The sequence below is a fragment of the Synergistes jonesii genome, assembly GCF_000712295.1.
GTDB lineage: Bacteria > Synergistota > Synergistia > Synergistales > Synergistaceae > Synergistes > Synergistes jonesii.
Map to the genome: position 1 here is coordinate 148,398 of NZ_JMKI01000002.1, position 18,482 is coordinate 166,879.

General features: G+C 59.7%; 12 protein-coding genes. 2 read left to right on the plus strand and 10 right to left on the minus strand.

What is annotated here, in order from left to right; genetic code table 11:
• Nucleotides 1–15: 15 nt before the first annotated feature.
• Genes EH55_RS00690 through EH55_RS00710 form a run of 5 tightly spaced genes read right to left on the minus strand, consistent with a single transcriptional unit; the run spans nucleotide 16 to nucleotide 6,687 of the window.
• Nucleotides 16–1,527, minus strand: coding sequence for an HAL/PAL/TAL family ammonia-lyase (locus tag EH55_RS00690; RefSeq protein ID WP_037974058.1), 1,512 nt, complete (start codon nucleotides 1,525–1,527; stop codon nucleotides 16–18).
• A complete protein-coding gene (locus EH55_RS00695; RefSeq protein WP_037974059.1) occupies nucleotides 1,524–3,116 on the minus strand; it encodes a BCCT family transporter in 1,593 nt (530 codons plus the stop codon). The genes EH55_RS00690 and EH55_RS00695 overlap by 4 nt, the downstream gene beginning before the upstream one ends.
• Nucleotides 3,117–3,153: 37 nt before the next feature.
• Nucleotides 3,154–5,391 carry a xanthine dehydrogenase family protein molybdopterin-binding subunit gene (locus tag EH55_RS00700; RefSeq protein ID WP_037974061.1) on the minus strand — a complete coding sequence of 746 codons (2,238 nt, stop codon included), beginning with the start codon at nucleotides 5,389–5,391 and terminating at the stop codon, nucleotides 3,154–3,156.
• Nucleotides 5,384–6,220 (minus strand): FAD binding domain-containing protein, encoded by an 837-nt coding sequence (locus EH55_RS00705; protein WP_037974062.1) that lies wholly within the window; start codon nucleotides 6,218–6,220, stop codon nucleotides 5,384–5,386. The genes EH55_RS00700 and EH55_RS00705 overlap by 8 nt, the downstream gene beginning before the upstream one ends.
• Nucleotides 6,217–6,687 carry a (2Fe-2S)-binding protein gene (locus EH55_RS00710; protein WP_037974063.1) on the minus strand — a complete coding sequence of 157 codons (471 nt, stop codon included), beginning with the start codon at nucleotides 6,685–6,687 and terminating at the stop codon, nucleotides 6,217–6,219. Before EH55_RS00710 ends, EH55_RS00705 begins: the two co-directional genes overlap by 4 nt.
• 269 nt (nucleotides 6,688–6,956) lie before the next feature.
• On the opposite strand from EH55_RS00710, the gene EH55_RS00715 reads away from it, so the two are divergent.
• Nucleotides 6,957–9,923, plus strand: coding sequence for an AAA family ATPase (locus tag EH55_RS00715; protein ID WP_037974065.1), 2,967 nt, complete (start codon nucleotides 6,957–6,959; stop codon nucleotides 9,921–9,923).
• A 158-nt stretch (nucleotides 9,924–10,081) separates the two neighbouring features.
• On the opposite strand, the gene arcC is transcribed toward EH55_RS00715, so the two are convergent.
• From arcC to EH55_RS00735, 4 genes are all read right to left on the minus strand, one after another.
• A complete protein-coding gene (arcC, locus tag EH55_RS00720) occupies nucleotides 10,082–11,077 on the minus strand; it encodes a carbamate kinase (RefSeq protein ID WP_051682507.1) in 996 nt (331 codons plus the stop codon).
• 182 nt (nucleotides 11,078–11,259) lie between these two features.
• Nucleotides 11,260–12,201, minus strand: a complete 942-nt coding sequence (locus EH55_RS00725) for an AEC family transporter (protein WP_037974067.1) — start codon at nucleotides 12,199–12,201, stop codon at nucleotides 11,260–11,262.
• A 439-nt stretch (nucleotides 12,202–12,640) separates the two neighbouring features.
• Complete coding sequence (locus EH55_RS00730; RefSeq protein ID WP_037974068.1) at nucleotides 12,641–13,021, minus strand: DUF488 domain-containing protein; 381 nt, start codon at nucleotides 13,019–13,021, stop codon at nucleotides 12,641–12,643.
• Nucleotides 13,022–13,134: 113 nt separating this feature from the next.
• A complete protein-coding gene (locus EH55_RS00735) occupies nucleotides 13,135–15,672 on the minus strand; it encodes a DNA polymerase (RefSeq protein WP_141730451.1) in 2,538 nt (845 codons plus the stop codon).
• A 151-nt stretch (nucleotides 15,673–15,823) separates the two neighbouring features.
• Here EH55_RS00735 and EH55_RS00740 point away from each other — a divergent pair, with 151 nt between their 5' ends.
• Entirely contained in the window at nucleotides 15,824–17,164 is a 1,341-nt protein-coding gene (locus tag EH55_RS00740) for a glutamate--tRNA ligase (RefSeq protein ID WP_037974071.1), read from the plus strand.
• A gap of 133 nt (nucleotides 17,165–17,297) precedes the next feature.
• Here the strand turns inward: EH55_RS00740 and EH55_RS00745 are convergent, their stop codons facing one another.
• Nucleotides 17,298–18,482: a M20 family metallopeptidase gene (locus EH55_RS00745; protein WP_037974072.1), complete on the minus strand. Its 1,185-nt coding sequence runs from the start codon at nucleotides 18,480–18,482 to the stop codon at nucleotides 17,298–17,300.

An 18,482-nucleotide genomic window follows, 5' to 3' on the forward strand; every position in this document is an offset into this window, starting at 1 on the left:
ATCTCCTTCGTTATTTTACCGCTTTACGCTCTCTACGAGCGCAGCGCTTTTGACAAATTCGTAGGCCTTTTTGACGTCGGGCGCGAGGGGTCTGTCATTCGTGTAGAGGGGCAGCGCCCTGCGGAAGGCATCGTAAGCCGCGGCGGTGCCTCTGCCGAGAGTGAAGCCGCCCTGACGCTTGCGCAGCTCTATCGCCTGGCACGCGTGGATGAGCTCGATGCCGTAGATGTACTGAAGGTCCTGCACGATCTGGCGCAGATGCTGCACGACGAGCGGCGTGTTGTTCGCGTGATCCTCTATCGAGCCGGAGAGAGAGAGGTAGTCGACCGAACAGGGATTCGAAAGGTGGCGGATCTCCGTGTCGAGCGACGCGAAGCACTTTTGTATCGTACCGAAGCAGTGCGACTCCCCGCCGTCGTGGCTGAGAAAGCGCGAAAGGTGCGTCAGCTCTGGGTTGGCGAGCCGCAGCATCCTGTAGCAGGACATGCGCGAGACGTGGCTCAGCACGATCGCAAGCATCTCCATAGCCGTCGCCAGCGTCGTCGTTTCAAAGTTCGAATTCGAGATTATCCTTTTTTCCTTCAACAGCAGGCAGGGGTTGTCGTCGGTGCTGTTCATCTGGATGAAAAGATATTTCTCAGCGTATTCGAGCGCGTCGCGCAGCGAGCCGTTGACGTAGGCCGCGCCCCTGAAGCAGAGCGGGTCCTGCACCGGCTTGCCGGGGTAGGCCTCGTATATGTCGCTGCCTTCGAGGTATCCGCGCATATTTTCGGCGCACTTCGCTTGCCCCGCCAGCCCGCGCGCCGCCATGACCTCCGCTTCGAGCGGCGAGGTGTTGCCGTTCAGCCCTTCGAGCGACAGCGAAGAGATTATATCTCCCATATCGGCGAGCTCGGCGAGCTCCTTGAAGACGAGCGCGGCCTCCCCCGCGGAAAAAGAGCTCGAACTGACGACTGCGAGGCCGTCCTTGGGGCCGAGCACTACGGGCTCCAGCCCGGCAAGCTTGTGCGCTTCGGCCGAGCTCATCCTGCGCCCCTTATAGTTGACTTCGCCTTCGCCTATCATCGCAAGCCCGATATGGGCGAGCTGCGTCAAATCCGCTTCGCCGACCGAGCCCTTCTCCGGGACGACCGGATGCACGCCGGCGTTCAGCAGCTCCGCGTAGCGGCGCGCGACTGCGGGCTGCACTCCGGTGTAGCCGAGCAGCAGGCAGTTCAGCCTCACCGCCATCACGGCGCGCACCTCGGCCTCGGAGGCCTCCGCCCCGACACCGAACGTATGGCAGTATATCAGCTTGCGGTTGAACTCCTCAAAAAATTCTTTCGCGATTTTATGATCTTTGTTCCAGCCGACTCCGGTGTTGAAGCCGTAGACCGGGACGTCGGCGTCTACCAGCTCGTAGACAAGTTTTCTTGAGGCCTCGAGCGTAGCGTCCGCTTCGGGGCTGATCTCGACCTCCGCGCCTTTGACGGCTATATCCCATACCTTATCGACAGTCAAGTCATTTCCAGTCAATATGACCTTCATTTCTGCACATCCTCCGCCGGTTCCTCCTGAAACTTATCCATAAAGAACACTTTGACGAACGCAACGGCCTGCACCGCGAAGATGAAGAGCACGACGAAGCCCGCCGCGGCGGCTAAGGCCTTGACGCCGTCTACTCCCTGCGCTCCGCCGCCGAAGGCCGCCATTATTATCGCGACTATGCCTACGGAGATTCCCCAGACGGCTTTCATCTTCGCCGGCGGCTCAGTGCCGATCGGGACGTCGCGCACGCACATCGAGCCGATGTTGGTCAGAGTGGCGTCAGCGCATGTGATGAAGGATGCCAGGATAACGAGGATGTTGACGGGGAGCACCACGTAGCCGAGGCCGAACGGAAGGTGCTTGAGGAATTCCCAGAGCGCCATGACCGCTCCGCCGCTGTTGATCGCGCCGACGAGATCGGCCGTGCCGGCGGCCTGCATATGCATCGCGCTCGCGCCCCAGATAGCGAACCAAAGGATTCCGAATACCGACGGAAGTATCCAGTTGACGATCATATATTCGCGCACCGTCCTGCCGTAGGAGAGAAGGGCGAGGAATATCCCGGTGACGGGCGCGTAGCCGACCCAGAAGGCCCAGTCGAAGAGTGTCCACGAACGGGTCAGCGCCGCCCCTCCGATGTCGATCGGGTCGAGCCCCCAGAGCCAGAAGTTGTGCATCCAAGTCGCGAGCCCGGCGGTGCCGATTCTGAGTATGTAAAGGGTAGGGCCGCATATCAGCAGCAGTACCATCAGCCCGTAATAGAACCAGGCGTTGAGGCTGCCTACGATTTTAAGCCCCTTGTCGAGCCCGACGTAGGTCGAGAAGGTGAAGGCGAAGATGATCGCGACTCCGATGCCGATGAAAAGCGGCAGGCTTTCGGCGATTCCGTAGCCGCTCTTGAGCCCCGTAACCGTCAGCGTGATGCACATCGTAAGCCCCGTGGCGAGCCCTATCGTGAGCGCGAGCATCGAAAGTGTGTCGATGACGGCGGAGGCTGCTTTGCTCGTGATCCTTTCGCCGAAGAGGGGCTTGAGCGTCGCGGTGACGGTGAGCGCCCCTCTCTTGTGATAGTAGATGTAGGCGACGAGCAGGCCGCACATCGCGTATATCGCGTAGGGGACGAAGGTCCAGTTGTAATAGGTGCGGGCCATCGCGAAGATGGCGGCGTTCGTAGTTCCCGGCGTGATGCCGAGCGTGTCGAGCTCTCCCCAGACGTTGCCGAAGTAGATGACCGGCTCGTTGACGCCCCAGGTGACGATTCCCGTCGCGATGCCGCCGGTCAGCGCCATCGCGAACCACGTCCAGAAACTGTACTTGGGCTTGGCGTCCTTTCCGCCTATCCTCATACCGCCGATCTTTGAAAAACAGGTTACCACCGCGACGAGCACGAAGCTCGCCATGATGGATATCTGATAAAGCCACCCGAAGCTGTCGAGCGACCAGAAGAAAAATGCGTTACTCGCCTTCGTCAGCATATCCTTGTTCACGATGCCGACGATCGCGGCAACGGCCACCACGATATAGGCTGGAATGAAGACTTCCCAGCGTATATCCCTTTTCGGTTTCGACGCGTTGTCTTTGGTATCCATGAAAACTTCCTCCTTTGTGTGATAAGGGCTGTCCCTTTTACTGCCTTTTCGCCGCCGCCGCTATCTTCGCCGGCGTGAGTGGGAGCTCGGTTAGCGACGTCCCGAGCGCACGGTTTACCGCGTTGACGACCGCCGCCGCTACCGGGACCGTGCATATCTCGCCGATGCTTTTCGCGCCGTAGGGGCCTCCCGGTTCTTCGTCTTCTATCAGCATCACCTCCACTTCGGGCATGTCAGGCGCGTTTACCATGTGATATTTATCAAAGTTATTCGCTTTAGGCATGCCGTCGACGCCATAGTCGAGCTCCTCGCAGAGCGCCATGCCTATGCCCATTTGCACTCCTCCGTATATCTGCCCTTCGACGAAATTGCGGTTTATGCTCTGGCCGACGTCGTGCACCGCAAGATAGCGCCCGACCTTTACGAGCCCCGTCAGCTTGTCCGCCGTGATCTGCGCGAAGTGGACGCCGAAGGAGGCAGGGTTGTTCTCGGGCGCGTGCTCGTAGCTTGCCTCTATCGAGCAGCGCGTCTTACTCATGATCTCGCGCACCGCCTCGCCGAGTTCTATCTTTTTATCCCCGGCGATGAGGCGGCCGCCGCGAAGCTCGGCAGGGACGTCGTACAGCTCCGAGGCCTTAGCGCAGAGCAGCTTGACCGCCTCTTCCGAGACGAGGCGCGCGCATTCGCCGCAGACGTATATCACGCGGCTCGCCTGGCAGCCGACGTCGTAAGAGCTGAAAGTCGTATCCCCCTCGGTGACAGTGACGCGCGAAACGTCTATCCCCGTGACCTCGGCTACGATCTGGGCCAGCGCGGTAATGCTCCCGCTGCCGAGCTCGTGGATGGCGGTGCGCAGTATCGCGGAGCCGTCTTCGAGTATGCGCAGCGACATACGCGTCACGTCGTGATATGCCGTCTTGTAGTAGCCGTTGCCGTGCGTGCAACAGGCAAAGCCGGCGGCGGTGACGAAGCGTCCGTCCGCGCTCATTACCGGTTCGCGGCGTTCGCACCAGCCGAAGCGCTCCGCCCCCTCCCGGAGGCACTCGATCACGCGCGCGCGGCCGATATCCGACGCGCCGCCCAGGTCTTTGTCTCCGTCGTGGACGAGATTGTCGAGGCGGAAGCGCAGGGGGTCGAGGCCGAGCCTGCGGCACATGAGGTCCGTGTGTATCTCCGTTATCGTGTGTATCTGCGGCGAACCGTAGCCGCGGCACGCTCCGGCCGGAGTCGTGGAGGTGCGCACCACGCGCCCCTCGTAGCTCAACGCCGGCACCCTGTAGAGGCGCGAAGCCTTCTTGCCCATCACCATCATGACTTTTTTCGTCCCCGTAAGATAGGCGCCGGCGTCCATGAGTATTTCGAATTTGCGGCCGATGATGCGCCCGCCGGAGTCGAGCGCCGTAGTGACGCGGCCGCGCGCCGCGGCGCGCGTGCGCGTCGAGGTGATTGTCTCGCAGCGGTCCGTCGTGATGAAGACGGGGCGGCGCAGCTTCCACGATGCCCACGCGCAGAGCGGTTCGAAAACGCATTCCTGTTTACCGCCGAAAGTGCCGCCCATATTCGCCTTGACGACGCGAATCTTCGAAAGAGGCAGAGGAAGCAGCTGGGCGACTGCGTGCTGCACGCCGAAGATTATCTGACATGGCGTGTGCAGCTCGATGACCTTCTCGGGCCTCGGTATCGCAAGCACGCAGTGAGGCTCCAGCGCCGCGTGGTGTATCTTCTGCGTGTATACCACGTCGCTTTCGATATGCGCCGCCGCGGCGAAGGCCGCCTCTACGTCGCCGTATCCGAGCTTCCCCGGGAAAGATCTTTCTCCGTCCTCGTGAAGGAAATGCGCCATCTCCTCCGCCTTTTCTATATCCGTCACTGCCGGCAGCGGTTCATATTCGACCTTTATCTTCCGCAGCGCGCCGCGCGCCGTCGCTTCGTCGTCCGCAAGGACGAGGGCGATGCGGTCGCCGACATGGCGCGCGTGCCCGGTTAGGACGCTTTCGTCGCGAAAGTCGTTCTGCCCGGGGAACCATTCTCCGCTGTTATATTTGTTCTCCGGCGCGTCGCGGAAGGTCAGGACGACGACGCCGTCGATTTTCTCCGCCTCGGAGGCGTCGATATTTTTCACGATCGCGTTCGGCTGGGAGCTGAGCAGCGGCACGCCGACCAGCGTGTCCTGGGGGAGAGAATCGGCCAAGTAATCGTACGCGCCGCGCACCTTGTCCGCCGCATCTTCGCGTATCACACGCCTGCCGATGTATTTGTAATCCTCTTTATTCATCGGCCGCCCTCCTCTCAGCGAGCTTCGCGCATAGGTCCTGCGCGAGCGCGCGCAGCACCGACTGCTTGTAGGGAAGCGTCGGACGCCCCGGTATCGCTTCGACCGCTAAAGCGCAGAGCGCCTCTGGGAGGCTCTTTTCCAAGCCCGGCGCGCCCATCGCGGCTTCGGCCGCGGCGCAGCGCCTGGCGGCGACGCCGAGCGTCCCGACGAAGAGCCTGCCCTCTTTATAGAGGCCCCCTTGCGGGCGCACCGCGGCCGCGACGTTTATCCTCGATATGCTGACCTGGCTTCTGCTGCCGACCTTCAAAAAAGCGGAAATCCTTTCGGTGTCCGCCGGGATGATAAATTCTTTGATGAGCTCTCCTTCGGCCAGGTTGTTCTTGTTGCGCCCGACGATCTCCTCAACGGGTACACGCCTCTTTCCTTCGGCCGACGCCGCGACCGCTTCGGCGCCGAGCGCCGCCAGCGCCGGCGGTGTGTCGGCGGCGGGCGAAGAGTTCGCTACGTTGCCGCCCACCGTGGCGCGGTTCCTTATCTGCTCGGAGCCCATGACGTAGGCCGCGTCGGCGAGAGCCGACGCGTATTTCCTCACAAGGGCGCTTCTGTGCAGCGACGTCATAGTCTCAAGGGCGCCTATCCGCAGATATCCTCCGTCAAGCGATATGCCCCTCATCTCATCTATCAGCGAGAGGTCGGCCACAACAGCGTCGTCGGAAAGCCTGCCGCGATTTCTTATGATCCAGTCGGTGCCCCCCGCGACGAAGGTCACGCCGGCGCGCCGGAGCGAAAATAGCTCGCTCAGCGAGCGAGGGCGTTCAAGCGCCGTCATTCTTTATCTCCGAGCCGCTTAGCGGCGGCCTCCACGGCGTTCACGATCGGCAGGTAGCCGGTGCAGCGACAGATGTTGCCCGCGATCGCGCGTTTTATCTCGCCGCGCGTCGGGTGCGGATTCTTCAGCAGCAGCGCTTTGGCCGACATGATCATGCCCGGCGTGCAGAAGCCGCACTGCGTCGCATCGCAGTCGATAAAGGCCTGCTGTATCGCGTCGAGCTCTCCGTCCGCCTCAAGCCCCTCGATCGTCGTCACCTCGCGCCCGCACGCCTGCACGGCCGGCACCACGCATGAGCACACCGCGTCGCCGTCGAGCAGCACAGTGCACGCTCCGCATTCGCCGGCGCCGCAGCCCTCCTTCACGCCGGTGAGCCTGAAATCGTTCCGCAGCATGTCTATCAGCCGCGTATCGGCGCCGACGTCAGCCATCCTTCTTTTTCCGTTGACTTTCAATGAGATACGCATCTTTATCCTCCAACAGCCGACACAGCAGAAGTTCTCCCAGCCCGCGCGCGGCCCCTCTACATCGCCTCCGGCGCCGAGCGTTCGAAAGTTTTTTCGTAAAGCCGGTAGGCCCTATCCTTCTACGACCCGCCGTCAATATTTTACGACGACGCCGTCAATCGAACGTCAAAAAAATTCCCCGCAAAAACGCCGAGCGCCACCGCCGTTTTTACGCTTCGGCTTTATGCTGATATAATCTATTCAGGACGTCGACGGAAGAGGGCAACCGCATGAAGCTTAAAATTTCGCTGCTTGGCAACAGCTTTATAGAGTATGGCGGGAAAAAAGTCGTCTTTCAGCTCCACAAAGCTGAGAGCCTGTTCTACTACGTCGCCCTCAACGGCGAGACCGCGCGCGACGAACTGAAATCCCTCTTCTGGTGCGATAAAAGCGAATCGCAGGCCTCCGCGAACCTTAGAAACGCGCTCTACTTGATAAAAAACACGATGCCGGAAGCCGTCGAGGTGAACCGGCGCACGGTGCGCGCCGCGCCCTTCGAAGACGACGTAGGCGTGCTCGCGCCCCTTTCGGACCCGAGCGTCCCGCTGCCGCCGCGGATATTCGCGGCGCCGCTCAAGGGGCTTGCTCCAACGGGGTCGCCGGCGTTTGCGGAATGGCTCGAGGCGGAGAGGGAAAAGATTCGCCAAGGGCTCGTCGAACTGATAAAAAAGCGCGTCGCCGCCGCTTACGAGACGCAGGACGGCGGCGCCGTCGAAGAATCGCTTTCCGCGCTGCTGAGGCTCGACCCCTTCGACGAGGGCTCGGTGCTCGAACTCATGGAACTTTACTCCGACACTGGGCGCTTCAGCCGAGCGGCGGAGCTCTTCCGCGGCTACTCCGAGGCGCTCGGCGCGAAGCTCTCGCTCTCCCCCTCCGAAAGGGCGGTAAGATTTTATGCGAAGCTGACGAGCGCGCAGAATAAAAAAGGGAGACGGAACAAATTTTGGTGCCGCGAACGTGAGCTTGCGCTGCTCTCGGAAAAACTTTCGTCGGGCGCGCCCGCCCTCATATTCATACACGGCGAAGCCGGCATAGGGAAATCAGCGCTGATAGGCGAGCTGCTCTCCGAGATGCCAGCCGGCGAAACTTCCGTCCTCTCGGCGAAGGCCACGCCGGTCGGCGGCAGCTACGCTTACTCGTCGTGGAACAACATACTGAAAGAATTATCCGCGTTGCTCGCGCGCGACGGAGCGCTGCCGGACAAAAGGAGCGTTTCCATGCTGGCCGCGATATTCCCCGGCTTCATGAACGGCGAGAGGCTCTCCTTCAACGCCGACATATCGAGCGTCGCGGAGATAAATCCGATCGCCCTCGCCTCGGTGATAGCCGAGCTCGCTGCCGCCGCGGCGAAACGGCGCCGCCTTATATTCGTCTTCGAAGACATACATTGGTTCGACGCGAAATCAGCCGAGCTGCTCTGCGCCTTTCTTTCCTGCGCGCCGCAGGCGGACGCGATAGTCTCAAGCCGCCCGGAATCGGCGCGAGCGACGCTTGCCGCGTTGAAGCGAGCGAAGAGCGGGCGCGAGGTCACGGAGGTCGAACTCGCCCCCTTCAGCAACGAGGAGATAAAATTCATAAGCCGCGGCATGCTGCCCGAAAGCACGATAAGAGAGCACGGGCTTTCCTTCTTCGTCCGCGAAAGCGAGGGCGTCCCGCTGATGCTTTTCGAAATGCTGCGCGCGTTGAAAGAAAATCCGGGCTCGGACTGCACGAGGGGACTCGGCGCGTTGATACTCGAACGCATCGGCGAACTGAGCCGGCGCGAACGCGACGTGCTGAACGCCGTCGCGGTCTGCTCGGGAGCGCCGGCGGAGACGATATCAGAGATAACTGCGATACCGATAGAAGACACACTGGCGTCGGCCGAACTGTTGATCGCGCGCGGCCTGCTGCGCGAACGCGGCGATGCCGCCGGCTCAGTGCTCGAACTGACTCACCTCAGGCTGCGCGACTGCGTCTACGGCTCCATACCGGCCGCGAAGCGCAGAGAGCTGCACAGGCGCGCCGCCGCCGCTCTCAACAAAAGATACCTGCCTCAGCGCTGGGACCCCGAACTCAGCGCCGTGCTCAGCCACCACTACGCGAAGGCCGGCGAGAGGGTGCTCGAACTCAAACAGTACCTGCGCGAGCTGATATTCGACATAACACTCAACCACGATCTCTTCCCGACGCTCTCAGACCGTCTCTTCCTGTCATGCTCGATGCCCTACAGCAGCCGCGACGATACCGACAAAAAAGTCGAGCGCGTCATCTCGATACTCGACGAACTGCGCGGCTCAGAGGCCCTGACGGAAAGAGAATACGCCCGGCTCGAGGCGAGCTGCTTCGAGCTCGCCGGCGGCTATCGCATAAGCTGGGGGGAATACGCCGCGGCAAGGCTCTACATGAGTGAAGCGCTGCGCATATCGAAAGCTTACGGCTTCACCGAGACGCAGATACACTGCATCAAGCACCGCGCGTACATGTACATGCAGACGGAAGAAGCCGACAAGCTGATAGGCGCGGCGCGCGAACTGCTGCGCCTGGCGAAGGAGGCGCCGTCGCCGCACTACTTAGCTACGGCGGTGCGCTTCATAGGGATGGGCTTTACGATGAAACAGGACTACTGTCGCGCCGAAAAAATATTCTTTCGCTCCGTCGAGCTCTTCGAGCAGATGACGCTGACCGGCAGAAGATACACGCTCGGCAAGCTCGTCGCGAAATGCTACCTCGGCGAAATATACGAGAGGAGCGGCAGGCTTGAAAAAGCCGCCGAGCAGCTCGCCGAATGCACGCGAAAATGCGAGGAGATGAACCTCTTCTGGGGAAGGAGCTACTTCCACACCGCGGCCGCGAACATCGCGCTCGACGCGCGCGAGATGGACGAATTTTTCCAACACATCGACCGAGCCGCCGCTCTATTCGAAAGCTGCCGCGGAGGCCGCTGTGGCTCGATACTCTACAGCACGAAGGCGATCGCCGACGCAGAGCGCGGAGACGCCGAGGGCGCGCGCAGGGCGCTCGGCATCTCCGAACGACTGCTGCGCCTCGTCCCCAAAAAAGACTGGCGGGCTTCGCACAGCCTCGCGAAGGCCTGGGCCGCACTGAAAAGCGGCGGGGACTTCCGCGAAGAGGCGGCAGCCGCCGCGCGCCTCTACGAGGAAAACGGCTTTCCCTCGCGCGCGGCCTGGATAAGGAAAAAATTCAAAAGCGGATAACGCGACATAGCGCACGACGGCTAATAGCCAGGCGCAGCCGGCGCCCGGCCCCGCAACGCCGCGCCCCCTGAGAATCGGCGGAGCCGGCCATCTGGCCGGCTCCGCGACGTTTTTTCTTCTATTCTTGGCTTCCCCGCGCCCTGCGCGGAAATCTCCGCCTACGCCATCGTGATTACCGTCCCGGCCCTGCCTTCGAGCGCGTCGATCGCCTTCGCGAGCGACGTTATTATCGCCTTCTTGCCTGGGAAGCGGCGCGCAAACTTTATCGCGGCCATGACCTTCGGCTCCATGCTGCCGGAACCGAACTGCCCCTCCTCCATATATTTTATCGCTTCCGATACCGTGATATGTTCGAGCGCCTTCTGATCCGGCTTGCCGAAGTTTATGTAAACGTTCTCCACTTCGGTGAGGATAAGCAGTATGTCCGTCTCCATATCCTCGGCGAGCCGCTCGGCCGCGAGGTCTTTGTCTATCACCGCGGCGACTCCGGTGAGCGAACCGTCCATATTTTCGACGACAGGTATGCCGCCGCCGCCCGCCGTGACGACTATCGTCGAATCCCACAGGCGTTTCACCGAATCGAGCTCGACGATCCTCTTCGGCTTCGGCGAGGGCACCACCCTGCGCCAGCCGCGCCCCGAGTCCTCTTTCATCGTCCAGCCCTTCTCCTTCGCGAGCTTCTTCGCCTCCTTCGCGGTGTAGAAGCGTCCTATCGGCTTAGTCGGGTTCTGGAACGCCGGGTCGCCGTCGTCGACGATGACCTGCGTGACGATAGTGACGACGGGAACGTTGCGATTCTTGTTGCGGAGGGCGTCGCGCAGGCTCTGTTGAATCTGATAGCCGATATACCCCTCCGTCATAGCGCCACAGCAGTCGAAGGGAATGGCGGGGAGCTGATCCGGCTGCGCGGCCGCGGCGATTTCCTGCTGAAGGACGAGGCGCCCCACCTGCGGGCCGTTTCCGTGGACTATGGCCATCTCAAAGCCGCTGCAGCTGATATTTGCGAGATTCTCGCAAGTCTTTTTTACGACGCGGAGCTGCTCCTCCGCGGTCGGAGGCGTCCCCGCCTCCATCAGCGCGTTTCCGCCGAGAGCTATAACTACTTTCGTAGCGTTGGAAATATTTGCTTCAGGAACTACCGTGTGGGGAATCATGGGCTTGCTCTCCTTCATATAAAGATTTATTGTCAGGTCCGCTTTTTGCAGCGCTATTATAAACCTGTTGGCGCAAAAAGTTCAATAAGCAATTTCGCTCAGCTATAAAAAATCCCTTTTCTCCCCAGATTCAGGCGATTTCGAAAGGATTTGCCTAAACTTGATTTAAAGAACCAGTTCAATCAGGTCATATGAAGGATATGGGCCCAAAGCGGAATCGCCGCGATACAGAGCAGCGTCGTCGCCGCCACGAGATCCGCCGCGTATTCGCCGTCCATCCCCATGCCGCGCGCCAATATGAAGCAGTTCACCGCCGTCGGCATCGCGCTAAGCATCACTGTGACCTTCCTCATATCGTCAGAAACGGGGAAGAAATAGAGCATAAGATACATGAGCGCGGGGTTCAGCGCTAACTTCACGAGCACGTCGAACCACGTCTCGCGGACGATCCGGACGACCGCGCTCATGCGCGAAAGGTCGAGCGAACCGCCAAGCGCGAGCAGCGCGACGGCCGTCGCCGCGTTGCCCATCAGCTTCATCGTCTCGTCGAGCACGAAATGGATGGGTATCCCAGCCATCGACGCGCCCAGCCCGGCGATGCACGACAAAATCAGCGGGTTAGTAAATAGCCGCTTCAGCATCGAACAGACCCCCGAAAGCGTCAGCCTGCCGTAAAGGACCATCTCGCCGGCTGCGACCGAAAGCAGCTGAAACGAGACCGCCGTCACCGCAAGATAAACGGCCGCCTCACTCATCCCCTTGTCGCCCATCGCAAGCTGTATCACCGGCAGTCCGAGATAAACGTTATTTCCTCTGAAAGAAGCCAGGACCGCCGTCGCGATGCGGCGAAGATTCCCCCTGTGAACAGCAAAGCGCGCCGCGAAATACGCGAACAGCATCGTCAGCAGAAAGCAGAGCGTCGTCGCGTAAAAAAGATTCGGTTGGCTCAAGGCGTCGCGCCCCGCGATATAAGACGTTCTGAAAAGAAGCGGCGGGAGTATCACATAGAAAAGAGTCTTCATGAGGGCCGCGACGTCCTCCGCCGAATAAAATCCGCGGGCACGGAGCCGGTTGCCCGTCAAAATGATGATCAGCAGCGGAAGCACAAGAAAAAATCCATACATGAGGCTCTCCCCTTCACAGACGTCAGGTAAATATTATAAGCCCAGGAGCGCCGAAAACGACCATAGGGCCGGCGGATAAAAAACGCTCCCAAACGAGGCGAAGGATAACCTGGCATTATATTCGGCATCGCCATCGCCCCTTTCCGTAATTTCAGCCGGCGGCTTCATTTGCCGCGAAGCGTTGCCTGGCTTATCTGATATTTTCATTTTACGGCGAGTGTACGACACTTTAAGGGGGCAGTTGGAAGAGATTAGAATTTGCGCGGCACGCGAAAGCCAAAGGCGCGTATCATCCGCGACGACATAAATTTTCCCGACGAAAAAGCCGCTCGCCTTTTATGGCAAGCGGCTCTGCGGTTTTTTCATATATGGACGAATCATCCTGTAGAACTATTCGTTATCCGTTTTCATCTTTTAAAAGAATTTTACGGCCGAAATATCATTCTTCTCTTCTGCCCAATTGTTCCAGCATCCAGCCGCGCAGGACTACCGCGTGGTTGCAGGCGGGGCTTTTAGCAGCGTACAGGAGCAAGACGTCCTCTTTTTCCAGAAGCGCGGCCATTTCCTTCGTAAAGGCTTCCGCGTTCGGATTGCCCTCCAACTCCGAGCGATAAGCGGCCGCGAAAGCGTCAAAGCGCTCTTCCGCGTGGGCAAACCATTTACGAAGCTCCGAGGAAGGCGCTACCTCCTTAGCCCATCGGTCGAGCCGCAGAGCCTCCTTGCGGAGCCCGCGCGGCCACAGCCGGTCTACCAATACGCGATACCCCTGCACATCGCCCCCGAGGTCATACACACGCAGCAGTTTCAATTCGCGCGTCATAGAGCTGGACCACCTCTTTCGAATAACAAATCCCAAGCCGTAACCCGCCGAGCCGATACAAGCCATGCCTGGCTTTCGGCATCAACGCAAAACGAAATCCGCAGTAGTCCCGCTTAAAGGCCTTTCAGCGACGCGCTTCTCTTCGGCTCGGCTTTCAGCGGCACCGCCAGGACCTCTTCCGCCTCCATCGTATCAACGAGCAGCTTTTCCACGCCTTCCGCGTCCTCCCTGCGGCACTCGCACACTATGGAGTCGTGGACCTGCAGAATCGTCATAGCCGACGGGAAGGCTTTTTCGAGCGCGAGGTCGAATTTCATCAGCGCGATCTTGGCGATATCCGATGCGGTGCTCTGTATCGGCGAATTCACCGCAACCCTGTCGAGCGGGTTGTTGCCGCGCCCCTCTATCGTCGAGACCTCGGAGAGGGGGCGGATGCGGCCGAAGATGGAGCTCGTATGTCCCTTCGCCTTCGCTTCGGCGATACTTCCGCTTATATATTCTTTCACCTTCGGCAGCACCGCGAAGTACCTGTCCACTATACGGGCGGCGGTCGGGCGCGGGATGCCGAGGCGCTGGGCGAGGCCGAACGCGCTCATGCCGTATATCAGGCCAAAGTTCACCGTCTTTGCGAAGCGCCTCTGCTCCGGCGTTATCTCATCCGACGGCAGGCCGAAGACCCACGACGCGGTCTCCGCGTGCACGTCGCGGCCGTCGCGGAACGATTCGATCAGCTTCCCCTCTCCCGAGAAGTGCGCCAGCACGCGCAGCTCTATCTGCGAGTAGTCCGCGGCGACGAATATATGTTCTTCGCTCCTCGGCGTGAAGCATTCGCGGAAGCGCTCCGCCCATTCCCCGAAGACCGGCATGTTCTGTACGTTCGGGTCGCGGCTCGCGAGCCTCCCCGTGCCAGTCGCCAGGTGGTCGAAGGTCGAGTGAATCAGCCCGCCGCCTTCGCGGGCGAGCTTAAGGAAGGGCTGGACGAAGCCGCTTTGCAGCTTAGACTCCTCGCGGTATTCTATAATTTTGCGCGGCACCGTGCAGAGCGGCTCGGGAAGCTTCGCGAGCTCTTCGAGCACTGATGCGTCGGTTGAAAATCCGCTTTTGTTTTTCTTTATCGGCGGCAGCCTAAGCGTCTCGAAGAGAAGACGGGCGACCTGTTTCGGCGACGAAAGGTTTATCTTTTCTCCGACGTATTCCTCTATCGCCGTTTCGCTCTCCGCGATGTGGGCCGCAAGCTCCCCCTCGACGGCGGAGAGCATTCCTGCGTCGGCGTGTATGCCGGTGCGCCCCATCTTCGCGAGCGTGAACGAAAGGGGGATGTCGATCTCCTTCATCACCCTTTCGAGCTTTTCGTCCTTCGCTATTTCTCTTTCAAGGGCTTCGCAGAGGCCGAAGAGCAATAGCGCGAGCTCCCTCCCCTCGGGCAGGGGCATGTTTATAGCGCGCGCTATTCCGGACCTTCCGCCCCTGTCCGGGTGCAGCAGATAATTTTCGGCTTCGAGGTCGCGTATCCTTTCGTAGGGAGGCAGAGGCATATCGGGGAATTCCGTCAGCAGCTCGCGCAGCCCGTAAAGGTAAAGCGTCCCGCGCGCCCCCCACTCTTTAAGCGCCTGCGCCTCTTCCGCGCGCGAAGGCTCGAATTTCGCGAAGCGCCCGCTTCTGTCCGCGAGCGCAAAAATTTCTCCCTCGCGGGCCGCTGCGATTTCGCCGCTTTTCAGCAGCTCGGCGAGGGGGACTTCTTTCGCCTCCGTGATCGAAAGCGCGCCGCGCTCCTCCTCCGCGGGGACCTCCTCCGGCGATTTGAAGCGCGCGGCGAGCTTTTTCAGCCCGAGCTTCGCGCAGAGCGACAAGACCTTTTCGACGTCCGGCTCCTTTGCTTCGAGCTCCTCCTGCGGCACGGCGTCCGTAGGCTGTGGCACTATTAGTTCGCGACACTTGAACGCGAGTTCTCTATTCTCCTCCAGCTTAGAACGCCGCGCCTTCGCGACGGTTTCGAGATTTTCGTAGATTCCTTCAAGGCTTCCGAATTTCCCGACGAGCTCTTTCGCGCTCTTTTCCCCTATGCCGGGCACGCCGGGGATGTTGTCGACGGAATCCCCCGTCAGCGCTAAGTAATCCGCCATCAGCGGCGGCGCAAATCCGTACTTTTCGCCGAAGCTCCTGCGGTCGTAGAGGCTGAAATCCGTCACGCCGCGCGACGGCCGGATGACCTCGATATTTTCGTCTATCGTCTGAAAGAGATCCTTGTCGGCAGAAAGTATCCTCACGAGGCAGCCGTCCGAGGCGCAGGCGCGCGCCGTCGCGGCTATGCAGTCGTCGGCCTCTACGCCCTCGCGCGAAAAGACCGGCAGCCCCATCGCCTCGCAGAGCTCGGCTATCAGCGGCAGCTGCACCTTGAAGCCCTCCGGCGTCGGCTTGCGGCCGCCCTTGTAACTTTCGAACATCAGATGCCGCGCGGTGGGCCCCTTTGCGTCGAAGAAGATAGCCAGCCCCGAGCTAGGCCACTCGTCGAGCGCTTTGAAAAGCATGTTCATGAAGCCGAGTATCGCGTTGGTCGGCGTCCCGTCCTCCGCGCACAAATTCTCCGGCAGCGCGTAAAACCCGCGAAAAGCAAGCCCGTGCCCGTCTATCAGAAGTATTTCTTTCTTCACAATACAACACCGCCGTCTTTAGGATATAATATTCACCTGTGGCAATAAACGCGCCGCCTCAAGAGCTTCTCCTATGATACACCGAACGGCGTTTTACGGTAAATGCCGGACGGGCGGCCGATACGAGAAATTTTTTGGGAGGAAAAGATAAATGGCTGAAAAATACAGGGTAAGATTCGCGCCGAGCCCTACCGGATCGCTTCACATCGGGGGGGCCCATACGGCTCTTTTCAACTGGCTTCTTGCGCGTCGCACCGGCGGGACCTTCGTGCTGCGCATCGAGGATACGGATCTTGAACGTTCGACGAAGGAGTACGAGCGGAGCATCTTAGACGGCATGCGCTGGATGGGGCTCGACTGGGACGAAGGGCCGGACAAGGGCGGGGCCTTCGGCCCCTACCGCCAGTCCGAGCGCATGTATCTTTATAAAAAATACGCCCGACAGCTGCTCGACGAAGGCAAGGCCTACGAAAAGGAGGGCGCGATATTCTTCCGCATCGAGCCCGGAAGGCACATACACTTCCACGACGAGGTCTACGGCGATATAGACGTCGAGAGCGAGCGCGCGTCGGTCAACCAGGACGGCACGATAAAGGACATAGTGATAATGAAGCGCGACGGCATGCCGACCTACAACTACGCCGTCGTGATCGACGACTTCACCATGGGGATAAACATGGTCATACGCGGCGAGGACCACGTCATCAACACGCCGAAGCAGCTGCTCGTCTACGACGCGCTCGGTTTCAGACGCCCGCACTTCGCGCATCTGCCGATGATACTCGGCAGGGACAAGAAAAAACTTTCCAAGCGCCAGGGCGCGACGAGCGTCTTCGAATACAGCGACATGGGCTATCTGCCCGACGGCGTCTTCAACTTCCTCGCGCTCCTCGGCTGGTCGCCGCGCACCGGTCAGGAGATATTCACGCGCGAGGAGGCCGTGGAAATATTCGACATCAAAAATGTCACAAGAAAGCCCGCCGTCTTCGACGTCGACAAGCTGAACCACATCAACCAGGAGCAGATGAAGATGATGGAGCCGCACAAGCTGCTCGAAGCGATACGCCCGTTCTGGAAACAGATGGGGCTGCCGGTAGAAAAATTTGACGACGAATACCTCGCGTCGTCGCTCAAAACGCTCGGCGGGCGCGGGCAGACGACGATAGAGGTCGCCGAATACAGCGACTACTTCCTCGACTTCTCGAAGGTAACGGAGCGCTACGACGGAAAAGAGATAAAAGAAGAGCTCCGCCCGAAGCTGAAGAAAATCTACGGAGAGCTATTGGACGCATGGGGCGACGGCACGCCTGAGCGCCTGCAGGACGAAGCTCGGCAGATATTCGACGCGAACGGAAGTTCTATGAAAGAATCCGCGACGCCGATGCGCTGGGCCCTGACCGGGCGTAAGGTGAGCCCGGGAGTTTTCGAAGTAGCGGCGCAGCTCGGCAAAGAAGAAACAAAGAAAAGGCTGGAATTTTACGGCTTAGTCTGATACGGCGGCAAATACGGGCGGGCCGCGCGGAAGCAAAATTACCGCACCGCCCGTGCAACCGCGGCGCGGCGACGCTACACATTTAGGGCGTATAGCGCGATAATGCCGGCGTCCTTTTCCTTTTAGTAAATTTTCAATTGTTACGGGCGCCGCGCTCAAGGATATATTTTATGAGAATCTCAGCAGCCCTTACCACAGAGTCCAATGAAACGGATTCGTCCATCATCGTATGGTATATATTGTCTCCCGGGCCGAAAAGTAAAAATGGAGCGCCAACGACCGGGACCATCGCACAGGCGTCCGTATAGTAAAGCAGCCCGCTCTTCTCCGGTTTCCCGCCGAAGTCCGCCACCACCTTTTCGAACAGCCTGATCATAGGAGAATCCTCCGGCATGCCCACGGCCGGATTGCTGTTCATAACCTCTATAACAATCTTTAGCGGAGGATTTCCCGCCATCATCTCTGCCGCTTTGCGGAAAGCGAATTGGATCACTTCGTCGTTGTCCTGCAACGGCAAAAGTCGGATATCGATAGTACCATCCGCCTCCGGCGCTATGACATTCATCGCCACCCCGCTGTTCAGCTGAGTTATTGTGCAGAGGGGCTCCCCAAGATATTGATGAGATTCTCTTCCGCAGCCGACAAAATTTTTGATGTGCGAATGAAATTCTATAAATTTGGACAGCGCGTCCATTCCGATTCCGGGAATACAGGCGTAGCTGGGCTTTCCCGTCACCCTCACATGCAGCCAAACGCCGCCGCGTTGCGCTACGGCAATTTTGTTTCCCGTCGCTTCGGCAAATATCATCTCCGATATATCTGAAAGATAACCGCTGTAAGCCAAAGCCCGCGCTCCAGTCAAAGCCGCGTTGTCGCCGTCGGCAGTCAGGCAGAGGACGACGTCGCACGGCGGGAGAGCGCCCTCCTTCACGAAGGTAAGCAGTACCATAAGCATGGCGGCTATACCTCCCTTCATGTTTGAGGCCCCGCGCCCGTAGACAACACCCCCGTCATAGTCGGCGGCAAATGGGGGGTGATTCCATCTTTCCACGCCAATGATCGGGAATGTATCCATATGCCCTATCAAAGCTATTTTCACGCCCCTGTTGGCTCCTGGGAGCGACGCGACCAGCGACGCGCGGTTATTTCCATGGTCTATCAGCTTAGTCTCCAACATCTTTTCCGGAAAGAGAGAGAGGATATATTTTACCATGTCCATTTCGTCTCCCTGCGGTAGTACGGTACGTATCCTGATGAGCTGGCTCAATATATCAAGCGTCTGTTTTTTATCTACGCTAAACCTCATTTCAGCCGTCAT

Bases quoted from the DNA above. Each gene is read 5' to 3' on its own strand.
- EH55_RS00745 (WP_037974072.1), bottom strand. From the start codon at position 18,482: ATGACGGCTGAAATGAGGTTTAGCGTAGATAAAAAACAGACGCTTGAT.
- EH55_RS00695 (WP_037974059.1), bottom strand. From the start codon at position 3,116: ATGGATACCAAAGACAACGCGTCGAAACCGAAAAGGGATATACGCTGG.
- EH55_RS00710 (WP_037974063.1), bottom strand. From the start codon at position 6,687: ATGCGTATCTCATTGAAAGTCAACGGAAAAAGAAGGATGGCTGACGTC.
- EH55_RS00740 (WP_037974071.1), top strand. From the start codon at position 15,824: ATGGCTGAAAAATACAGGGTAAGATTCGCGCCGAGCCCTACCGGATCG.
- EH55_RS00700 (WP_037974061.1), bottom strand. From the start codon at position 5,391: ATGAATAAAGAGGATTACAAATACATCGGCAGGCGTGTGATACGCGAA.
- EH55_RS00725 (WP_037974067.1), bottom strand. From the start codon at position 12,201: ATGTATGGATTTTTTCTTGTGCTTCCGCTGCTGATCATCATTTTGACG.
- EH55_RS00705 (WP_037974062.1), bottom strand. From the start codon at position 6,220: ATGACGGCGCTTGAACGCCCTCGCTCGCTGAGCGAGCTATTTTCGCTC.
- EH55_RS00715 (WP_037974065.1), top strand. From the start codon at position 6,957: ATGAAGCTTAAAATTTCGCTGCTTGGCAACAGCTTTATAGAGTATGGC.
- EH55_RS00730 (WP_037974068.1), bottom strand. From the start codon at position 13,021: ATGACGCGCGAATTGAAACTGCTGCGTGTGTATGACCTCGGGGGCGAT.
- arcC (WP_051682507.1), bottom strand. From the start codon at position 11,077: ATGATTCCCCACACGGTAGTTCCTGAAGCAAATATTTCCAACGCTACG.
- EH55_RS00690 (WP_037974058.1), bottom strand. From the start codon at position 1,527: ATGAAGGTCATATTGACTGGAAATGACTTGACTGTCGATAAGGTATGG.